Origin of the sequence: Rhizobium tropici CIAT 899, from assembly GCF_000330885.1 — a bacterium.
Lineage (GTDB): Bacteria > Pseudomonadota > Alphaproteobacteria > Rhizobiales > Rhizobiaceae > Rhizobium > Rhizobium tropici.
In genome coordinates this window covers 118,284-137,297 of the sequence record NC_020059.1, presented here as the reverse complement: position 1 = coordinate 137,297, position 19,014 = coordinate 118,284, and the positions used below count along the sequence as shown (strand labels likewise).

Here is a 19,014-nt window from a genome sequence, read left to right as displayed (position 1 = left end):
GACGATATTGCCGATATGTGCATCCGGGAGGTTGGTGGTGGACGAGCCACTCGCCAACCGGGTCAGGTCCGGAAGGAAGCAGCCCTAACGAGCCCGGCACGGGTCATTCGTGCCAGCCTCCCACCCTTTCCGAAAGCAAGACCCGGCTTTCCGGGCAACAAGCAGGGCGATGAGCGACACCGAGCGACAAGCAAAAGATGCCGCTTCGACCGGCACCGGTTACCGGGTGCTGGCCCGCAAATACAGACCCAAGTACTTCACGGATCTGATGGTCGGCCAGGAGCCGATGGTTCGAACGCTGACCAACGCGTTCGAGACCGGCCGCATCGCCCAGGCCTATATGCTGACCGGCGTGCGCGGCGTCGGCAAGACCACGACCGCCCGCATCTTGGCACGCGCCCTCAACTACAAGACCGCTGACATCGATCGGCCCACCATCGACCTGCGCGAGCCCGGCGACCATTGCCAGGCGATCATGGAAGGCCGGCATGTCGACGTCATCGAGATGGACGCCGCCTCGCATACCGGTATCGACGATATAAGGGAGATCATCGAGCAGGTGCGCTACCGCCCGGTCTCGGCTCGCTACAAGGTCTATATCATCGACGAAGTGCACATGCTGTCGACGGCGGCGTTCAACGGGCTCCTGAAGACGCTCGAAGAGCCGCCCGAGCATGTGAAGTTCATCTTCGCCACGACGGAAATCCGTAAAGTTCCAATCACGGTGCTGTCGCGCTGTCAGCGATTCGATCTGCGCCGCATCAGCGCTTCCGATCTCGTCGGGCTGTTCACCACCATTGCCGGCAAGGAAGGCATCGAGGCCGAGCCGGAAGCACTCGCCATGATCGCCCGCGCCGCCGAAGGCTCGGCACGCGACGGCCTGTCGCTGCTTGATCAGGCGATCGCCCATGGCAGCGGCTTCGTTGCCGCCGACGCGGTGCGCGCCATGCTCGGGCTTGCCGACCGCGCCCGCATCGTCGATCTCTTCGGCCATGTCGTCAAAGGCGATGTTTCGGCAGCCCTTGCCGAATTCAACAGCCAGTACGAGGCCGGCGCCAATCCTGTCGTCGTGCTCACCGACCTTGCCGATTTCACCCATCTCGTGACCCGCCTCAAATATGTGCCCGATGCCGCCGACGATCCGTCGCTCAGCGAAGTCGAGCGCACGAAAGCGGCGGAATTCGCGCAAGGGGTTGCGGTTACCGCACTTTCCCGCATCTGGCAGATGCTTCTCAAGGGCATTGCCGAGACGGAGAACGCCTCGCGCACCGCCGGCGCCGCCGAAATGGTGCTGATCCGGCTCGCGCATGCCGCGCATCTACCGGCACCGGAAGATGCCGCGCGCAGGCTTGCCGAATTTTCTGACGGGAATGGCGGCGCTCGTCCGTCGCCCTCTTCAAGCGGCGGCAATGGTGGCGGCGCTGTGTCCTATCAGGGCAACACCGTGGCCCGTGCCGTCGAAACGCCGGCGCCACGCCCCGCGCCTTCCGCACCGGTCGCCATGCTGCGCGCCGTGCCGAATACACAGCCGGATTCGCAACCTATCGGACGCATCGAGCAGAAGCCCGCCGAAGCGCCGAAGCCGCTGGTGCCTGTCAATTCGATGGCCGACATTGCCGAACTTGCCAGCCAGAAGCGCGATCCTAAGCTGAAGGCGTTGGTGCGCACCTTCGTGCGCCCGGTCAAGCTGGAGCCAGGAAGGCTTGATGTCAGCTTAACGCCGGGCGCGCCGGGCACACTGCTGAACGAGCTTGCCGTCAAGCTGAAGGAATGGACCGGCATCCACTGGATCGTCAGCCTCAGCCGCGAGGAAGGCCAGCCGACGCTTGTCGAGGCCGAGGCGAACGCCCAGAAGCAGCGGGTCGCCGATGCGCGGCAAGACCCCGATGTCGCGGCGATCCTGGCACAATTTCCGGGCGCGAAGATTATCGACGTGCGGGTGCGGGCTCCCGAGACGGACGAAGAGGATGAAGCCGCTGCTCCGCCGGCAATCGCCGAATCCGTCGATGGCGATATTCTACCCGGCGACGACATCGAATTCTAAGGCTAGGATGAGTGCAGGCGGAACCGCTTCGGCTTGAAGCGGTTGACGACCATGACGACATATCCTGTCGCTCAAACAGAGACTTGCAGAAGAAGGATCAAAGGCGATGCGCGACATCATGGGCATGATGGGCAAAGTGAAGGAAATGCAGGCGAAGATGGAGAAGATGCAGTCGGAGATCGCCGACATTCGCGTCGAAGGCAAGGCCGGCGGTGGCCTCGTCACCGTTACCGTCAACGGCAAGGGCCTGATGCTAGGCCTCAAGATCGACCCCTCGCTCTTCAAGGAAGACGATGTCGAGATTCTCGAAGACCTGATCGTCGCTGCCAACAAGGATGCCCAGGAAAAAGCCGAGGCGATATCAGCCGAAAAGACGCGCGAATTGACCGCCGGTTTGCCGATCCCGCCCGGCTTCAAGCTGCCGTTCTGAGGCGAGACATTTCTTTCAGCGGGCGGCCGCCTTGCGAATGAGATCGCGGCCGATCACCTTTATGGGTTCGTTTCGCAGCACCAGCGACGTTGTCACTGCGCCATGGCGGGCAATGGAATCGACGATGGTTTCAAGGTCTGATGGTGTCGGCACGAGAACCTTGAGCAGGAAGCAATCCTCGCCCGTCAGCCTCAGGACCTCGATAATTTCGGGCATTTCGGAAAATTGCTTCAGATAAGGCCGGATATGCTCATGCGTGGTTCTGAGACGGATGACCGCCATCATGCCGAGCCCGACGGCGGCGGGATCGACCATCGCACGGTAGCCGGCAATCACACCACGCTCCTCCAGGCGCTTCAGCCGCTCCGATGCCGCCGGCTGCGACAGGCCGACACGACGGCCGAGCTCCGATACCGAGATTCGCCCATCCTGCTGCAGGATTTCGATGATCGATAGATCGGTCGGATCCAGGCCTCTTTCGATTGTATCCATTGCTCACCTTCAATTCATCGGCTTGGATAAGTTTTACCCGATGGATTGTAATGTCAATCGGCATCCCGGCATGCGAGTTTTTCTCCATGAGAAACTATGGAGAAAGGATAGAGATGAGCGATATCATCACGCTGCCGGGGCTTGGCGGCTCGGGTGAAAGTCACTGGCAGACATTGTGGGAACGGGACGATCCGGCTATGCGACGCTTCCAGCCATCGAGCTGGGACAGACCGATCCTTTCGGATTGGATTGCCGCGCTCGAACGGGAAATCTCGCGCTCCAAAACGCCGCCGATCCTGATTGCGCACAGCCTTGCCTGCCAGCTGATCGCCCATTGGGCTCCTGTGAAGAAGACGGCGATCCTTGGCGCGTTCCTGGTGGCCGCGCCCGACCCTACGGGCGAAATCTATCTTGCCGAGGCCGGCAGCTTTGCCAATCCGCCACGGCAGCGGCTGCCCTTTCCGTCCCTGCTAGTCGCCAGCACCGACGATCCGTTCGGCCCCTTCGACCATGCGTGTCGCAGCGCCGAAAGCTGGGGCAGCGCCTTCGTCGATGTCGGGCCACGCGGGCATATCAATGCGGCATCCGGATTGGGTGACTGGCCGGAAGGCAAGGCAATCTTCGGGCGTTTTCGCGCCGAGCTTGGCTGAACATAAATCCGGCATTTGGAAAAGCCGCACCGGAATGCTATTTCTGCCTCCTCTTCCAGACACCGTCTGGCCTGCCTGACCGGAGGGAATGCGATGAGCCTATCGACGCTGCTTGTTTTTGCCGGTGCCTTGTTCATTGCAGCGGGATCGCCGGGACCGAACATCGCGGCACTGGTGGCGCGCGTGCTGACGAAGGGCGCGCGCAACGTGCTGCCCTTCCTCTCCGGCATGTGGCTTGGCGAGGCGATCTGGCTCACCTGCGCCGTTGCCGGACTTGCAACCATTGCCGAAACCTTCCATCTCGCCTTCGTGGTCATCAAATGGCTTGGCGTTGCCTATCTCCTCTATCTTGCCTGGAAGATGTGGTTTGCCTCCTCCGACACGGCAGGAGAAGAATTGCCGGACGAGCAATCGGCCATACGACTCTTCCTCGCCGGCTTCACGGTCACCATGGGCAATCCGAAGATCATGGTGTTTTACGTGGCGCTGCTGCCCTCGATCATCGATCTGCATGGCGTGACGGTTTCGGGCTGGGCCGAGCTGGTCGCGACGATGTTTGCGGTGCTCGTCGTCATCGATCTCTCCTGGGCAATGCTGGCGGCCAAAGCCAGAACCTTCCTCAAGAGCCGCCGGGCTGTGCGCATCGCCAATCGGGCCAGCGCCGGCACCATGGCAGGCGCGGCCGTCGCGATTGCCATGCGGTGATTTCAGGCCGCTGCGTCGCTTTCGATGAACGCCCGCAGCTTATAATGGATAGGCGCCGCCAGATAGCGCGCCCGATCTTGCGGCGACAATCGCCTGCCGAAGGTCGCCATCATTTCCGGCATCGTCACCCTCGCGCCGGCATAAGGCAGATAGGTGACCGCCATGTCAGCACTCACCGTGCCACCCGCAAGAACGCGGCAGTAGATGCCGGGGCGTCCGGCCCGGATATAGCGCTTGACGAATTGCGGATCGCCCATCTTCGCTGCGAAGGTGGAACAGGGAATACGCGCCGAGGTTACTTCCAGAACAAGATCGCCGGCTATGAATTGATCGCCGACGGCGATCTCGCGATTGTCCAGGCCTTCGATGATGAGATTTTCACCGAAAGTGCCCGGCTCCAGCGATCGTCCAAGCTCGCTTGCCCACCAGTTCAGCGTCACCGAACCTTCGACATAAACCGCCTGATCGCGGCCGCCATGATGCTTGCGATTGCAGATGGCGTCACCGAGCAGCCCCAGCTCGTCGATCATGACGGCACCGTTGACGGCATGCTTGTTGATGCCGGTCTTCGCTTTCTTGCCCGGCAGCATTTCAGGAGCACCGCGGCACACGGCCAGAATTTTCATCGGTCAACCGTTCCTTCCGAGATTCCGTTCCTTGAGCATATGAGCTAAAAGCCTCCCATGGCAAAGCGAGTCACCGGCCCCGAAATCGAAAAACTCATCCAGCTCCTGGCGAAAGTGCCGGGCCTCGGGCCGCGCTCGGCGCGCCGCGCGGCGCTGTATCTCATCAAGAAAAAGGACCAGCTGCTCGGGCCACTGTCCCATGCCATGGGCGATGCCTATGACAAGGTGAAGATCTGCTCGCGCTGCGGCAATGTCGATACCGTCGACCCCTGCACCGTCTGCACCGACGATCGGCGCGACCAATCCGTCATTATCGTCGTCGAGGATGTCTCCGACCTATGGGCGCTGGAACGATCGGGCGCGATGAACGCCGCCTATCACGTTCTCGGCGGAGTTCTGTCGCCGCTTGATGGCGTCGGGCCTGACGATCTCAATATTCGCGGGCTGATCGCGCGCGTCGGCGAAGGCGGTGTCCGCGAAATCATCATCGCCGTCAATGCGACGGTCGAGGGGCAAACCACAGCACACTATATAACCGATCAGCTCGATGGCCTCGAGGTCAAGATCACTCGCCTTGCCCATGGCGTGCCTGTCGGCGGCGAGCTCGATTATCTCGACGAGGGCACGCTTGCGGCGGCGCTGAGGGCGCGGACGGCGATTTGAGGCGATTACTTTCGCGAAGACATAAAGGACTGCGTATGAGGAGTGTACATACCCCCCTCTGTCACTTCGTGACATCTCCCCCACAAGGGGGGAGATTGGTAGCCCGTGGCGCCGTCTTCGCCAAGCAATTTAATACTGCAATCGCAGCAACTTCAGACCTTCGATGTGACGCGAAACTCACCGCCAGCAATCTCCCCACTCGTGGGGGAGATGTCCCGAAAGGGACAGAGGGGGGTATCTTCCGACATATTCTGCGGCTGCTCATCCTCCTCCTCGCCCTCCTTCCCCTCCCCGCGCTCGCCGCCTCGAAAGCCGATGTCGAAGCGCAGTTTCAGGTCTGGATCCAGAAGGATCTCTGGCCGGAGGCGCGAAAGGCCGGAATTTCGGAAAAGACCTTCCAGGCCGCTTTCGCCGGCGTGACGCTGAACTGGGATCTGCCCGATCTCGAGCCGCCGGGCTTCCCGAAACCGAAGCAACAAGCGCAGACACAGGCCGAATTCTCCTCTCCCGCCCCCTATTTCAATGAGGGACGGCTGCAGAAACTGGCCGCAACCGGTCGGAGCCTCGCCTCGCAATATGGGCCGGTGCTGCAGCGGATCGAGAAGACCTATGGCGTACCCGGACCGATCCTGCTGGCCATCTGGGGCCGCGAAACCGGCTTCGGCGCCGCCAAGCTGCCGAATTCGGCAATACAGGTCCTGGCGACCAAGGCATTCATGTCGACACGCAAGGACATGTTCCGCAACGAGCTGATCGCTGGACTGCGCATCCTCGAGCATGGCGACGTCACGCCCGATCAGTTCAAGGGCTCCTGGGCCGGCGCGCTCGGCCAGCCGCAATTCATGCCGACCAACTATCTGAAATATGCCGTCGATTTCGATGGCGACGGCCATCGCAACATCTGGACTTCCGTGCCGGACACGCTGGCATCCATCGCCAACTATATGGTTCAGAAAGGCTGGCAGCGTGGGCGCGGCTGGGGCTATGAAGTCACTATCCCGCAAAATGTCTCCTGCGCCCAGGAAGGGCCCGATCTCGCCAAGCCGATTTCGCAATGGGCCTCGCTCGGCATTCAGCGGGTTTCCGGCAAGTCATTTCCATCCGACGAAATGCGGGCGAGTGGCATGATGCTGGTGCCGGCCGGCCGCGACGGGCCGGAATTCATCGTCACGCCGAACTTCTACGCCATCAAGGAATACAACAATTCCGACCTATACGGCCTCTATATCGGCAATCTAGCCGACCGCATCGCCAATGGCAGCGGGGCCTTCCAGGAAAAATGGGGCGATGTCGGCAAGATGCTGCGCTCCGACGTCGCAAACATGCAGAAGGCTCTGGAGCGCAAGGGCTACGATGTCGGCGGTACCGACGGCCTGCCCGGCTATAAGACCCGGCGCTCGATCGGCCAGTGGCAGGAAAAGAGCAGCATGAAGCCCACCTGCTATCCGGACAGTTCCATGCTTGGCGTGCTGAAATAGCTGCGGAAACGCCTTTCGGCGCGAATGCCTTGCAATTTGCCGGAAAGAGGCTTATATCCGCATCAAATTCTTGATCGTGTGATGAAGAGTGGGCCGCAAGGACCCGCTCTTTTTTATTAGCGCGATCTCCCAATGCATGAACAATGCGGAGTGAATGCTTGTCGGACGTGACAAACGCAGACAATACCAATGAACCTCGGCTGATCGTCGAAACCGGCCTTGATCAGCGCGTCGCCGCCATCATCGAGCCCGTCCTTGTGGGCATGGGCTTCCGTCTGGTGCGCGTGCGTCTCCTCAATCTGAACGGCCTGACGCTGCAGGTCATGACCGAGCGCAACGACGGCACCATGACCGTCGAGGACTGCGAAGAGGTCTCCACGGCCATTTCTCCGGTCCTGGATGTGGAAGATCCGATCGATAAGGCGTATCATCTCGAAGTGTCTTCGCCGGGCATCGACCGCCCGATGGTGCGAAAGTCGGATTTCCAGCGCTGGATCGGCCACATCGTCAAGTGCGAAACGTCGATCCTCGTCGATAACCGCAAGCGTTTCCGCGGCAAGATCGTCGCCGTCGATGCCGATGGCTTCACGATCGAACGCGATGAAGCGACCCGCGGCGAGGAACAGAAGGTAACCATTCCGTTCAGCACCCTGGCCGAGGCCAAGCTGATCCTGACGGACGATCTCATCCGCGACGCGCTGCGCGCCGACAAGCTGGCGAAAGCCGAGGCAGCGAACCAGAACGAAGCGGACGACGACGAAGAATAACCGATCAACGAACCGCCTGACGGAACGGGAAACCTGAAGGCAGGAAGACGGAGACTAAGAACAATGGCAGTCAGTGCGAACCGGCTAGAACTTCTGCAGATCGCAGATGCAGTGGCGCGCGAAAAGGTCATCGACCGCGAGATCGTGCTTGCCGCAATGGCGGATGCGATCCAGAAGGCCGCGCGCTCGCGTTACGGCACGGAATCGAATATCCGCGCCGACATCAACCCGAAGACGGGTGAAATCCGCCTGCAGCGTCTGCTCGAAGTGGTCGAGAAGGCCGAGGACTATTCCACGCAGATCCCGCTGGAGCTGGCCCGCGACCGCAATCCGGACGCAGCCCTTGGCGATTTCATCGCCGATCCGCTGCCGCCGATGGATTTCGGCCGCATCGCCGCCCAGTCGGCCAAGCAGGTCATCGTGCAGAAGGTGCGCGAAGCCGAGCGTGACCGCCAGTTCGACGAATTCAAGGATCGCGTCGGCGAAATCGTCAACGGCACGGTCAAGCGCGTCGAATACGGCAACGTCATCGTCGATCTCGGCCGTGGCGAAGGCATCATCCGCCGCGACGAAATGATCCCGCGCGAAAACTTCCGCTACGGCGATCGCGTTCGCGCCTATGTCTACGACGTCCGCCGCGAACAGCGCGGCCCGCAGATCTTCCTGTCGCGCACGCATCCGCAGTTCATGGTCAAGCTCTTCACCATGGAAGTTCCGGAAATCTACGACGGCATCATCCAGGTGAAGTCGGTTGCCCGCGATCCGGGTTCGCGCGCCAAGATCGCCGTCATCTCGAACGACTCGTCGATCGATCCGGTCGGCGCCTGCGTCGGTATGCGCGGTTCGCGCGTTCAGGCCGTCGTCGGTGAACTGCAGGGTGAAAAGATCGACATCATTCCCTGGTCCAGCGAGCCGGCGAACTTCGTCGTCAACGCGCTGCAGCCGGCCGAAGTCGCCAAGGTCGTTCTCGACGAAGATGCAGAGCGCATCGAAGTCGTAGTGCCGGACGAGCAGCTTTCGCTTGCCATCGGCCGCCGCGGCCAGAACGTCCGCCTCGCATCGCAGCTGACCGGCTGGGATATCGACATCATGACGGAAGCCGAGGAATCGGAACGCCGTCAGAAGGAATTCAACGAACGCACCAACCTCTTCATGGACGCGCTCGACGTCGACGAAATGGTCGGTCAGGTTCTGGCCTCGGAAGGCTTTGCCGCCGTTGAGGAACTGGCTTACGTAGATCTCGACGAAATCTCCTCGATCGACGGTTTCGACGAAGATACCGCGCAGGAAATCCAGACCCGCGCCCGCGAATATCTCGAGAAGCTCGAAGCCGAGATGGACGAGAAGCGCAAGGCGCTCGGCGTTTCCGACGAGCTGCGCGAGATCAACGGCATGACCGCACAGATGATGGTCGCCCTCGGTGAGGACGGCATCAAGACGATCGAGGACTTCGCTGGCTGCGCCGCCGACGACCTCGTCGGCTGGAGCGAACGCAAGAACGGCGAAACGAAGAAGTTCGAAGGCCTGTTCTCCAAGCTCGAAGTCTCGCGCGTCGAAGCCGAACAGATGGTCGTGCAGGCTCGCCTGCTGGCCGGCTGGATCACCGAAGCCGATCTCGCCGCTGAGACCGAAGAGGTCGCGGAGGACGAAACCGAGCAACAAGCATGACGATCACCGAGGGGCCTAGCGCACCGACCGAGGACAATGATCTCGGCGGTAACGACGCAAATGGCCGCATGTGCATCGTAACACGCGAAAGCGGATCACCCGACGAATTGATCCGCTTCGTAGCCGCTCCGGACGGAACTGTCGTTCCCGATCTGAAGCGGCAACTGCCGGGACGCGGCTGCTGGGTTAAGATAGACCGGGCACTGGTGGACAAGGCAGTGGCGAAGAAACTGTTTTCCCGCGCTTTGAAGGCGGAAGTGACGGCACCGGCAGATCTCGGTGCCGTCGTCGACCGCCTTCTCTTGGCGCAACTGGCCGGGATGATGCACATGGCTCGCAAGGCGGGCCGGTTCGTCAGCGGTTCATCGAAGGTTGATGGCGCCGTTCGCAACGGCTCGGCAATTGCCGTGTTTCATGCGATCGCCGCCGCCGCCGATGGCGTCCGCAAGATCGACCAGGCACGAAAAGCCTGGCATCTCGGTATGGAAACCGAAAAGGAAATACCTTCCTTCCGTGTCTTTACGGAAGCGGAGATGGAAGAACTGATGGGCCAGAATGCTTTTATCCATGCCGCAGCGCTTGCAGGGCAGGCGGGTGAGGGTGTAGTGAAGCGCGCAAACCTGCTCGAACGGTACCGCAACGGCGGTCAGTCCCGGGCAACGGGCGGCGCTGGCCGGCGAAAACAATGACGCGGTCACCGGCCTTTGCCGGACGCTTCATTAAGGTACATGCATTGAACGACAGGGTCTGACGGACGTTTCCGTGCCCTGTCCGAAGGAACAGGAACGGAATGACCGACAATCAAGACGACAAGACGCTGAATGTTTCAGGTAAGAAGACTCTCACCCTGAAGCCATCAGGCGTAAACCAGGGCACCGTGCGCCAGGACATGGGCCGCGGTCGCACCAAGGCGGTCGTGGTTGAGACCCGTAAGCGCCGCCCGCTACGTCCTGAAGACGAAAAGCCAATCACGCCGGTAGCGACCGCCGCGCCCTCGGTGACGCGCGTCGCCGAACCGACGCCGCAGCCGCCGCGCCCGCCGCAGCCGGCTCCGCGCATTCATCAGCCTGGTGGCCAGCAACAGCGGCCGGGACAGCCCAACCAGGGTAGTCAGCAGCGCCCGCAGCAGGAGCGTTCGTCGCGACCGGTGGTCTTGAACCATCTATCGGCCGGCGAAATGGATGCTCGCCGCCGTGCGCTCGCCGAAGCCCAGGTTCGCGACGCTGCCGACGCCGTGCGCCGTGCCGAGGAAGAAGCACGCCGCGCTCAGGAAGAAGAGGCACGCCGCATCGCCGAACAGGCTGAAGCTGTCCGTCGCGCCGCCGAAGAGGCCGCACGCGCCGCCGAAGCCAAGGTCGAGACACCCGCACCGGTGGAAGCGCCGAAGCCGGCAGTCCAGGCGCCTGCTGCTCCCGTCGTTGCACGTCGTCCGGATGCGGCTCCTCAGCCGGCACGCCCTGGCGCTCCTGCCGGCGAGGCACCGGCCAACCGCCGTCGCGTCAATGAAGAAGAGAGCGATCGCGGCCCGCCCCGAGGCGCTCCGGCACGCGGCAAAATCGTACGCCCGGAACCGGCAAAGCCTGTTACCACGCGTCCGAAGACCGAGGACGAGCGCCGCCGCGGCAAGTTGACGGTCACCACTGCCAATGTCGACGAAGACGGCAATGCCCGCGGCCGGTCACTTTCGGCCATGCGCCGCCGCCAGGAAAAGTTCCGGCGCAGCCAGATGCAGGAAACGCGCGAGAAGATCTCGCGTGAAGTCGTGCTGCCCGAGACCATCACCATTCAGGAACTGTCGCAGCGCATGTCCGAACGCGCCGTCGACGTCATCAAGTACCTGATGAAGGAAGGTCAGATGATGAAGCCGGGCGACGTCATCGACGCCGATCTGGCCGAACTCATCGCCGGCGAATTCGGCCACACGGTCAAGCGCGTTTCGGAATCCGACGTCGAACAGGGCATCTTCAATGTTGCCGACGAGGAAGGCGAACTGGTTTCCCGTCCGCCCGTCGTTACCATCATGGGCCACGTCGACCACGGCAAGACCTCGCTGCTTGACGCCATCCGTCATGCGAACGTGGTCGCCGGCGAAGCGGGTGGCATCACCCAGCATATCGGTGCCTATCAGGTCGAGCAGAACGGTCAGAAGATCACCTTCATCGACACCCCCGGCCACGCCGCCTTCACGGCGATGCGTGCTCGCGGTGCCCAGGCGACCGATATCGCGATCCTGGTCGTGGCAGCCGACGACAGCGTGATGCCGCAGACGATCGAATCGATCAACCACGCCAAGGCGGCGGGTGTTCCGATCATCGTGGCGATCAACAAGATCGACAAGCACGAGGCCAACCCGCAGAAGGTCCGCACGGAACTGCTGCAGCACGAAGTCTTCGTCGAATCGATGGGCGGTGAAGTGCTCGACGTGGAAGTCTCCGCGAAGAACCGAACCAACCTCGACAAGCTGCTCGAAGCCATCCTGCTGCAGGCGGAAATCCTTGACCTCAAGGCCAATCCGAACCGCACGGCCGAAGGCACTGTTATCGAAGCCCAGCTCGACCGCGGCCGCGGCTCCGTCGCCACCGTGCTCGTGCAGAAGGGTACGCTGCGTCCCGGCCAGATCGTCGTTGCCGGCGATCAGTGGGGCCGCGTTCGTGCGCTCGTCAACGACAAGGGTGAGCATGTGAAGGAAGCAGGCCCGGCCATGCCGGTCGAACTGCTCGGCCTTTCCGGCGCACCGCAGGCCGGCGACAAGTTCGCCGTCGTCGAAAGCGAAAGCCGCGCCCGCGAGATTTCGGAATATCGCCAGCGCCTCACCCGCGACAAGGCGGCTGCCCGCCTGTCCGGCCAGCGCGGTTCGCTCGAGCAGATGATGACCCAGCTTCAGACGGTCGGCGTGAAGGAATTCCCGCTGGTCATCAAGGGCGATGTGCAGGGCTCGATCGAAGCCATTGCCGGCGCTCTCGACAAGCTCGGCACCGACGAAGTTCGTGCCCGCATCGTCCATTCGGGCGCAGGCGGCATCACCGAGTCGGACGTCTCGCTGGCGGAAGCCTCCAATGCGGCGATCATCGGCTTCAACGTCCGCGCCAACGCGCAGGCACGTCAGTTCGCCGAGCGTCAGGGCATCGAGATCCGCTACTACAACATCATCTACGACCTGGTGGATGACGTGAAGGCGGCGATGTCGGGCCTGCTCTCTCCGGAGCGCCGCGAAACCTTCCTCGGCAATGCCGAGATCCTCGAGGTGTTCAACATCACGAAGGTCGGCAAGGTCGCGGGTTGCCGCGTCACCGAAGGCAAGGTCGAGCGTGGCGTCGGCGTCCGCCTGGTGCGCGACAACGTCGTCATCCACGAAGGCAAGCTCAAGACCCTCAAGCGCTTCAAGGACGAAGTGTCGGAAGTCAATGTCGGCCAGGAATGCGGCATGGCCTTCGAGAACTACGAAGACATCCGCGCCGGCGACACGATCGAGTGCTTCCGCGTCGAGCACATCACCCGCACGCTGTAAGCGATCCTTCGATTTGCGAGATATCAAAACCGCCGGCCAAAACCGGCGGTTTTTCATTGGATGCTACCGAACGGGGATGCACAACCGATATGACGATAGGATCTGAGGACGAACATTCAATCTCCGTTTCCTTCATTCGCCAGCCGGACGAGCAGGTCGCGGTAATGCTGAGGGCGGGCAGGCGCGTGGCGCGCCGCAGCCCGCAAAAAGTCCAGAACGAGGTGGCATGGTTCTTCATATCGGCGATCGCCGTCGGCGTTGGCCTGCCGGTTCTCTTCTATTTGCTAAGACGCTATGTCTATGTCCCCATCTTCGGACTATCGCCTTCCATCCACGAAGCCGAGCTTGCTATTATATGGCTCGTGCCTTCCCTCATGATCTACGCGCTCATTCTGGTCTACTATCGCTGGGCAATGCGGCGGCGACGGGCGGTGATGCGCTCGCGCATTCGCCCCGGTGTCAGGATCACCGCGACGGCCAATGCTCAGGGTGCGTCCTGGGCGTCGACGGATACCAGGATCTGGTTCGGCTGGAGCGAAATCATCAATATCAGCCGCGCCGAGGGGCGGATCGAGTTCGATCTCGAATCCTTCGTTACCTATATTCCTGCCTCCGCCTTTTCCGATCAGCGGGCGCAGGATGCCGCTTTCGCAAGGATTCTCGGCTTCTGGCAGGCCGCAAACCCTGTCCAGCCTTGACCTTTGGCCCGGATCGAGTCATTTGACCCCCTTTATCGCGTCCAATGGGACGCTGCTAACGGAACAACCATGACCAAACCAACTTCCTCCGCGCCGTCGCAGCGCATGCTTCGCGTCGGCGAGCAGGTGCGCTCAGCGATCACGCAGGTTCTGCAGCGCGGCGAAGTGCGCGACGACCTGATCGAGCGCACCGTGATCTCCATTTCCGAAGTACGCATGTCGCCCGATCTGAAGATCGCGACGGCCTTCGTGACGCCGCTCGGCGTTTCCGACCACGGCGCCGTCATCGAAGCGCTGAACCGCCATGCGAAATACATCCGCGGCCGCCTCGGCCCGCAACTGCGCCAGATGAAGTACATGCCGGAAGTTCGCTTCCGCAACGATACGAGCTTCGACAATTACAAGAAGATCGACGCGCTTCTGCGCTCGCCCGAGGTCAGCCGCGATCTCGACGACGACAACGACCAAGATCAATAACAGAGACAGAGAATGTCCAAGCCACGCAAGCCCAAGGGCCGTCCGATTTCGGGCTGGCTCATCCTCGACAAGCCGATTGATTTTGGCTCGACCGAAGCCGTTTCCAAGATCAAGTGGCTGTTCAAGGCCCAGAAGGCCGGCCATGCCGGCACGCTCGATCCGCTCGCCTCCGGCATGTTACCAATCGCGCTCGGCGACGCCACGAAGACGGTTCCCTACGTCATGGATGGCCGCAAGATCTATGAATTCACCGTGACCTGGGGCGAGGAACGCGCTTCCGACGACCTGGAGGGCGCAGTAACCGCCACCTCCGACAAGCGTCCGAGCGAAGAGGATATTCGCGCGCTGCTGCCGAACTATACCGGCGTCATCAACCAGATTCCGCCGCAGTTCTCCGCCATCAAAATATCAGGCGAGCGCGCCTATGACCTCGCCCGCGAAGGCGAGACGGTCGAGATCCCCTCGCGCGAAGTCGAGATTTTCCGCCTGACGCTGCTTGCCTGCCCGGATGCCAATACGGCGCATTTCGAAGTCGAATGCGGCAAGGGCACCTATGTGCGCGCTCTCGCCCGCGATTTCGGCCGCGATCTCGGCTGCTACGGCCATATTTCCGGCCTGCGCCGCAGCTTCGTCGCGCCCTTTGCCGAGGAGGCGATGGTGCCGCTTGCCGATCTCGTGGCGCTGGAGGAGATCGAGGATGCGGACGAGCGGCTCGCAGCCCTCGACGCACTACTGATCGATACGGCGGAAGCGCTGTCTTCGCTGCCGCATCTCATCATCAGCGACGACCAGGCGCACCGCCTGAAGATGGGCAACCCGATCCTGGTGCGCGGTCGCGATGCGCCGGTTGCCGAGACCGAGGCCTATGCCACGGCCCGCGGCAAGCTGATCGCCATCGGCGAGATCGGCCAGGGCGAATTCCGCCCCAAGCGCGTGTTCGGCTGACCTCAATCAACCGGAAATAGCGGCTATTGCGGGCAATGGCGATGCGATATGTTCCCCGACGGGCCATCATGGCCCGTCCAAAGGGGGCAAACATGCGCAGAGTTGCATTCGGAATACTTGCATTCCTTTCCCTGTTCCTGACAGTTACGAACGCCCAATCCGCCGAGCGGTGGGCCGGTCTGCCGCCATTTCCGCCAATGCCGCAGCCGAAGGCGAGCGGCATGGCCGATGTCAACGACATCAAGATGTATTATGCCGAATATGGCGCGGGCGACCCGATTCTCTTCATCCATGGCGGCCTCGGGAATGCCGACGTCTGGGGCGCTCAGGTCGCCGATTTCGCGAGAGATCATCTCGTCATCGTCGCCGACAGCCGCGGGCATGGCCGTTCGACGCGCAGCGAGAAACCCTTCGGCTACGATCTGATGACTTCGGATTATGTCGCGCTGCTCGACTATCTGAAGGTCGGCAAGGTGACGTTGGTCGGATGGTCTGACGGCGGCATCATCGGCATCGATATGGCGATGAAATATCCCGAAAAGCTGACGCGCGTGATCGCGCAAGCCGCCAATGTCACGACCGACGGCGTGAAGCCCGACGTCATGAGCAACAAGACTTTCAACGATTACATTAACGTCGCCGGCGAATACTACAAAAAGCTGTCGCCGACCCCGAACGAATATGAGGCTTTCGTCAACCAGATCTCGCAGATGTGGGCGACGCAGCCGGCATGGACCGCAGCCGACCTTGGAAAGATCACGGTGCCCGTGACGCTTGCCATCGGCGACCATGACGAAGCGGTGAAGCTGGACCATACCGAGATGATGGCGAAGGAGATCCCGGGCGCCAAACTTGTCATTCTGAAGGATGCCAGCCATTTCGCCATGCTGCAGGATCCCGAAGGCTACAATGCCATGATCCGGGACGCCATGGCGGGGCGCTAAAAGGCGCCCAGGGAGAACCCTCTTTCAATTGGCGCTCAATTGGTTTATAGGCAGCGCCAGCATCAGGCATGCCTGATTGCATTCGCGGCCAATGCTGGACGACATCCCGGCGTTTGGCGACTTCAATCTCCTCTCATAGAAAGGACCATCTGATGTCGATCACTGCTGAGCGCAAGGCTGCGCTGATCAAGGAATACGCTACCGTCGAAGGCGACACCGGTTCTCCGGAAGTCCAGGTTGCGATCCTGACCGAGCGCATCAACAACCTCACGGAACACTTCAAGGACCACAAGAAGGACAACCACTCCCGTCGTGGCCTCCTGACGATGGTTTCCAGCCGGCGCTCGCTTCTTGACTACCTCAAGAAGAAGGACGAAGGCCGTTATACCAAGCTGATCACCAGCCTCGGTATCCGCCGCTAACGGAATTTCCGGCGGGCGTTCACCTGAACGTCCGCCGGATGCTTATGAAGGGTATGAACCCTTGAGACCAGTTTCCCTCGCGCCTTATGCCGGTGCGACGCGAAACTGCCGGCAGGCCGGATGGGCCGGTGCTGCCAACAACAACCGTTGACCTGTCATGGGGCAGGATTGCCGGATGCTTTCAGCCGAAGCCTAGCGCTTCGGCCTGATTTAGAAAGCCTCTCGTTGTCTTGCCCGTGATGCGTCACACTTCGTGCGGTCGAAGATGTGCCCTGCCGAATTCGTCGGCGACGGCGCCTTTTCCCGCATCATGCAAGGACAAGATATGTTCGATATCCATACCGTCGAAATCGAGTGGGCAGGCCGCCCGCTGAAGCTCGAAACCGGCAAGATCGCCCGTCAGGCTGACGGCGCCGTTGTCGCCACCTACGGCGAGACCGTGGTGCTTGCGACCGTCGTTTCCGCCAAGGCGCCGAAGCCGGGTCAGGACTTCTTCCCGCTCACCGTCAACTACCAGGAAAAGACCTACGCAGCCGGCAAGATCCCCGGTGGCTACTTCAAGCGCGAGGGTCGTCCGAGCGAAAACGAAACGCTCGTTTCGCGCCTGATCGACCGCCCGATCCGCCCGCTCTTCCCGGAAGGCTACAAGAACGACACGCAGGTCGTCGTCACGGTCATCCAGCATGACCTCGAAAACAATCCGGACATCCTGTCGATGGTCGCAACCTCGGCTGCCCTGACGCTCTCGGGCGTTCCCTTCATGGGCCCGGTCGGCGGCGCTCGCGTCGGCTACATCAATGGCGAATACGTGCTCAACCCGCATCTCGACGAGATGGACGAATCGAGCCTCGACCTCGTCGTCGCCGGGACGCAGGACGCCGTTCTGATGGTTGAATCCGAAGCCAAGGAACTGCCTGAGGACGTCATGCTCGGCGCCGTCATGTTCGGTCATCGTGGCTTCCAGCCCGTCATCGACGCGATCATCAAGCTCGCCGAAGTCGCCGCCAAGGAACCGCGCGACTTCCAGCCGGAAGATTATTCCGAGCTCGAGAAGGAAATGCTCGGTCTCGCTGAAGCCGAACTGCGCAACGCCTACAAGATCACTCAGAAGGCCGATCGCTACGCTGCCGTCGACGCCGTCAAGGCGAAGGTGAAGGCACACTTCCTGCCGGAGGAAGGCGAAGCCAAGTACACCGCCGAAGAAGTCGGCGCCATCTTCAAGCACCTGCAGGCGAAGATCGTTCGCTGGAACATCCTCGACACGTCGAGCCGCATCGACGGCCGCGACCTGTCGACCGTTCGCCCGATCGTTTCAGAAGTCGGCCTGCTGCCGCGCACGCACGGTTCGGCGCTGTTTACCCGCGGTGAAACGCAGGCAATCGTCGTCGCCACGCTCGGCACCGGCGAAGACGAACAGTATGTCGACAGCCTGACCGGCATGTACAAGGAGCGCTTCCTGCTCCATTACAACTTCCCTCCCTACTCGGTTGGCGAAACCGGCCGCATGGGTTCCCCGGGTCGTCGCGAAATCGGTCACGGCAAGCTCGCATGGCGCGCTATCCGCCCGATGCTGCCGTCGGCGGAACAGTTCCCCTACACGCTGCGCGTCGTTTCCGAGATCACCGAGTCCAACGGCTCGTCCTCGATGGCAACGGTTTGCGGCACCTCGCTCGCTCTGATGGATGCCGGCGTGCCGCTGGCGAAGCCGGTTGCCGGCATCGCCATGGGTCTGATCCTGGAAGGCGATCGCTTCGCCGTTCTCTCCGACATTCTCGGTGACGAAGATCACCTCGGCGACATGGACTTCAAGGTCGCCGGCACCGCCGACGGCATTACCTCGCTGCAGATGGACATCAAGATCGCCGGCATCACCGAAGAGATCATGAAGGTCGCTCTCGGCCAGGCACAGGGCGGTCGTGCCCACATCCTCGGCGAAATGTCCAAGGCCATCACCGAGAGCCGCGGCCAGCTCGGCGAATTCGCTCCGCGCATCGAAGTCATGAACATCCCGGTCGACAAGATCCGCGAAGTCATCGGCTCCGGCGGCAAGGTCATCCGCGAAATCGTCGAAAAGACCGGCGCAAAGATCAACATCGAAGACGACGGCACCGTCAAGATCGCCTCGTCCTCCGGCAAGGAAATCGAAGCGGCCCGCAAGTGGATCCACTCGATCGTCGCCGAGCCGGAAGTCGGCCAGATCTACGAAGGTACTGTTGTCAAGACCGCCGACTTCGGCGCCTTCGTCAACTTCTTCGGCGCCCGCGACGGCCTCGTGCACATCTCGCAGCTCGCTTCCGAGCGCGTTGCCAAGACGCAGGACGTCGTCAAGGAAGGCGACAAGGTCTGGGTCAAGCTGCTCGGCTTCGACGAGCGCGGCAAGGTTCGCCTGTCCATGAAGGTCGTCGATCAGGCCACCGGCCAGGAAATCGCTGCCGACAAGAAGAAGGACGACGCGGCCGAATAAGCTGCGCCTTCATCCAAGTTCCGGGGCGCGGGA

At 61.7% G+C, this 19,014-nt stretch carries 18 protein-coding genes and 1 other RNA gene; 17 read left to right on the top strand and 2 right to left on the bottom strand.

Annotated features, from left to right (window positions below):
• Window positions 1-26: 26 nt before the first annotated feature.
• The 3 genes from ffs to RTCIAT899_RS00645 all read left to right on the top strand — a co-directional run bounded on the left by ffs (window position 27) and on the right by RTCIAT899_RS00645 (window position 2,474).
• Window positions 27-124, top strand: an RNA gene (ffs, locus tag RTCIAT899_RS31795) — signal recognition particle sRNA small type.
• Between the two features lie 45 nt (window positions 125-169).
• On the top strand, window positions 170-2,044 hold the full coding sequence (locus RTCIAT899_RS00650) for a DNA polymerase III subunit gamma/tau (protein WP_015338287.1): 1,875 nt from the start codon (window positions 170-172) through the stop codon (window positions 2,042-2,044).
• Window positions 2,045-2,150: 106 nt separating this feature from the next.
• The gene (locus tag RTCIAT899_RS00645) at window positions 2,151-2,474 is read left to right on the top strand and encodes a YbaB/EbfC family nucleoid-associated protein (protein ID WP_015338286.1); all 324 of its coding nucleotides are present in this window, start codon (window positions 2,151-2,153) and stop codon (window positions 2,472-2,474) included.
• Window positions 2,475-2,489: 15 nt separating this feature from the next.
• Here RTCIAT899_RS00645 and RTCIAT899_RS00640 read toward each other — a convergent pair whose 3' ends face one another.
• Window positions 2,490-2,966 (bottom strand): Lrp/AsnC family transcriptional regulator, encoded by a 477-nt coding sequence (locus RTCIAT899_RS00640; RefSeq protein WP_015338285.1) that lies wholly within the window; start codon window positions 2,964-2,966, stop codon window positions 2,490-2,492.
• A gap of 113 nt (window positions 2,967-3,079) precedes the next feature.
• Here RTCIAT899_RS00640 and RTCIAT899_RS00635 point away from each other — a divergent pair, with 113 nt between their 5' ends.
• Window positions 3,080-3,616 (top strand): RBBP9/YdeN family alpha/beta hydrolase, encoded by a 537-nt coding sequence (locus RTCIAT899_RS00635; protein ID WP_015338284.1) that lies wholly within the window; start codon window positions 3,080-3,082, stop codon window positions 3,614-3,616.
• A 93-nt stretch (window positions 3,617-3,709) separates the two neighbouring features.
• Window positions 3,710-4,321 (top strand): LysE family translocator, encoded by a 612-nt coding sequence (locus tag RTCIAT899_RS00630; protein WP_015338283.1) that lies wholly within the window; start codon window positions 3,710-3,712, stop codon window positions 4,319-4,321.
• 2 nt (window positions 4,322-4,323) lie between these two features.
• Here the strand turns inward: RTCIAT899_RS00630 and RTCIAT899_RS00625 are convergent, their stop codons facing one another.
• A complete protein-coding gene (locus RTCIAT899_RS00625) occupies window positions 4,324-4,947 on the bottom strand; it encodes an MOSC domain-containing protein (RefSeq protein WP_015338282.1) in 624 nt (207 codons plus the stop codon).
• A gap of 57 nt (window positions 4,948-5,004) precedes the next feature.
• Here RTCIAT899_RS00625 and recR point away from each other — a divergent pair, with 57 nt between their 5' ends.
• From recR to pnp, 12 genes are all read left to right on the top strand, one after another.
• The gene (gene recR / locus RTCIAT899_RS00620; protein WP_015338281.1) at window positions 5,005-5,610 is read left to right on the top strand and encodes a recombination mediator RecR; all 606 of its coding nucleotides are present in this window, start codon (window positions 5,005-5,007) and stop codon (window positions 5,608-5,610) included.
• Window positions 5,611-5,705: 95 nt separating this feature from the next.
• Entirely contained in the window at window positions 5,706-7,088 is a 1,383-nt protein-coding gene (locus tag RTCIAT899_RS00615; RefSeq protein ID WP_015338280.1) for a lytic murein transglycosylase, read from the top strand.
• 158 nt (window positions 7,089-7,246) lie between these two features.
• Entirely contained in the window at window positions 7,247-7,855 is a 609-nt protein-coding gene (gene rimP / locus RTCIAT899_RS00610) for a ribosome maturation factor RimP (RefSeq protein WP_015338279.1), read from the top strand.
• Between the two features lie 63 nt (window positions 7,856-7,918).
• Window positions 7,919-9,523, top strand: coding sequence for a transcription termination factor NusA (gene nusA, locus RTCIAT899_RS00605; RefSeq protein ID WP_015338278.1), 1,605 nt, complete (start codon window positions 7,919-7,921; stop codon window positions 9,521-9,523).
• Window positions 9,520-10,212, top strand: a complete 693-nt coding sequence (locus tag RTCIAT899_RS00600) for an RNA-binding protein (RefSeq protein WP_015338277.1) — start codon at window positions 9,520-9,522, stop codon at window positions 10,210-10,212. The genes nusA and RTCIAT899_RS00600 overlap by 4 nt, the downstream gene beginning before the upstream one ends.
• A 101-nt stretch (window positions 10,213-10,313) precedes the next feature.
• Window positions 10,314-13,031: a translation initiation factor IF-2 gene (gene infB, locus RTCIAT899_RS00595; protein ID WP_015338276.1), complete on the top strand. Its 2,718-nt coding sequence runs from the start codon at window positions 10,314-10,316 to the stop codon at window positions 13,029-13,031.
• An 89-nt stretch (window positions 13,032-13,120) separates the two neighbouring features.
• Window positions 13,121-13,729 carry a hypothetical protein gene (locus RTCIAT899_RS00590; RefSeq protein WP_015338275.1) on the top strand — a complete coding sequence of 203 codons (609 nt, stop codon included), beginning with the start codon at window positions 13,121-13,123 and terminating at the stop codon, window positions 13,727-13,729.
• A gap of 69 nt (window positions 13,730-13,798) precedes the next feature.
• Window positions 13,799-14,206 (top strand): 30S ribosome-binding factor RbfA, encoded by a 408-nt coding sequence (gene rbfA / locus RTCIAT899_RS00585; protein ID WP_041677147.1) that lies wholly within the window; start codon window positions 13,799-13,801, stop codon window positions 14,204-14,206.
• A gap of 12 nt (window positions 14,207-14,218) precedes the next feature.
• Window positions 14,219-15,151, top strand: coding sequence for a tRNA pseudouridine(55) synthase TruB (gene truB, locus RTCIAT899_RS00580; RefSeq protein WP_015338273.1), 933 nt, complete (start codon window positions 14,219-14,221; stop codon window positions 15,149-15,151).
• A gap of 92 nt (window positions 15,152-15,243) precedes the next feature.
• Window positions 15,244-16,095 (top strand): alpha/beta fold hydrolase, encoded by an 852-nt coding sequence (locus tag RTCIAT899_RS00575; protein WP_041677756.1) that lies wholly within the window; start codon window positions 15,244-15,246, stop codon window positions 16,093-16,095.
• A 152-nt stretch (window positions 16,096-16,247) separates the two neighbouring features.
• The gene (rpsO, locus tag RTCIAT899_RS00570) at window positions 16,248-16,517 is read left to right on the top strand and encodes a 30S ribosomal protein S15 (protein ID WP_015338271.1); all 270 of its coding nucleotides are present in this window, start codon (window positions 16,248-16,250) and stop codon (window positions 16,515-16,517) included.
• A gap of 325 nt (window positions 16,518-16,842) precedes the next feature.
• The gene (gene pnp, locus RTCIAT899_RS00565; protein ID WP_041677755.1) at window positions 16,843-18,981 is read left to right on the top strand and encodes a polyribonucleotide nucleotidyltransferase; all 2,139 of its coding nucleotides are present in this window, start codon (window positions 16,843-16,845) and stop codon (window positions 18,979-18,981) included.
• Window positions 18,982-19,014: the final 33 nt, after the last annotated feature.

What these genes read in the sequence shown, in the direction of transcription:
- RTCIAT899_RS00650 (WP_015338287.1), top strand. Translation starts at nt 170, where the DNA reads ATGAGCGACACCGAGCGACAAGCAAAAGATGCCGCTTCGACCGGCACC.
- RTCIAT899_RS00645 (WP_015338286.1), top strand. Translation starts at nt 2,151, where the DNA reads ATGCGCGACATCATGGGCATGATGGGCAAAGTGAAGGAAATGCAGGCG.
- RTCIAT899_RS00640 (WP_015338285.1), bottom strand. Translation starts at nt 2,966, where the DNA reads ATGGATACAATCGAAAGAGGCCTGGATCCGACCGATCTATCGATCATC.
- RTCIAT899_RS00635 (WP_015338284.1), top strand. Translation starts at nt 3,080, where the DNA reads ATGAGCGATATCATCACGCTGCCGGGGCTTGGCGGCTCGGGTGAAAGT.
- RTCIAT899_RS00630 (WP_015338283.1), top strand. Translation starts at nt 3,710, where the DNA reads ATGAGCCTATCGACGCTGCTTGTTTTTGCCGGTGCCTTGTTCATTGCA.
- RTCIAT899_RS00625 (WP_015338282.1), bottom strand. Translation starts at nt 4,947, where the DNA reads ATGAAAATTCTGGCCGTGTGCCGCGGTGCTCCTGAAATGCTGCCGGGC.
- recR (WP_015338281.1), top strand. Translation starts at nt 5,005, where the DNA reads ATGGCAAAGCGAGTCACCGGCCCCGAAATCGAAAAACTCATCCAGCTC.
- nusA (WP_015338278.1), top strand. Translation starts at nt 7,919, where the DNA reads ATGGCAGTCAGTGCGAACCGGCTAGAACTTCTGCAGATCGCAGATGCA.
- RTCIAT899_RS00600 (WP_015338277.1), top strand. Translation starts at nt 9,520, where the DNA reads ATGACGATCACCGAGGGGCCTAGCGCACCGACCGAGGACAATGATCTC.
- infB (WP_015338276.1), top strand. Translation starts at nt 10,314, where the DNA reads ATGACCGACAATCAAGACGACAAGACGCTGAATGTTTCAGGTAAGAAG.
- RTCIAT899_RS00590 (WP_015338275.1), top strand. Translation starts at nt 13,121, where the DNA reads ATGACGATAGGATCTGAGGACGAACATTCAATCTCCGTTTCCTTCATT.
- rbfA (WP_041677147.1), top strand. Translation starts at nt 13,799, where the DNA reads ATGACCAAACCAACTTCCTCCGCGCCGTCGCAGCGCATGCTTCGCGTC.
- truB (WP_015338273.1), top strand. Translation starts at nt 14,219, where the DNA reads ATGTCCAAGCCACGCAAGCCCAAGGGCCGTCCGATTTCGGGCTGGCTC.
- RTCIAT899_RS00575 (WP_041677756.1), top strand. Translation starts at nt 15,244, where the DNA reads ATGCGCAGAGTTGCATTCGGAATACTTGCATTCCTTTCCCTGTTCCTG.
- rpsO (WP_015338271.1), top strand. Translation starts at nt 16,248, where the DNA reads ATGTCGATCACTGCTGAGCGCAAGGCTGCGCTGATCAAGGAATACGCT.
- pnp (WP_041677755.1), top strand. Translation starts at nt 16,843, where the DNA reads ATGTTCGATATCCATACCGTCGAAATCGAGTGGGCAGGCCGCCCGCTG.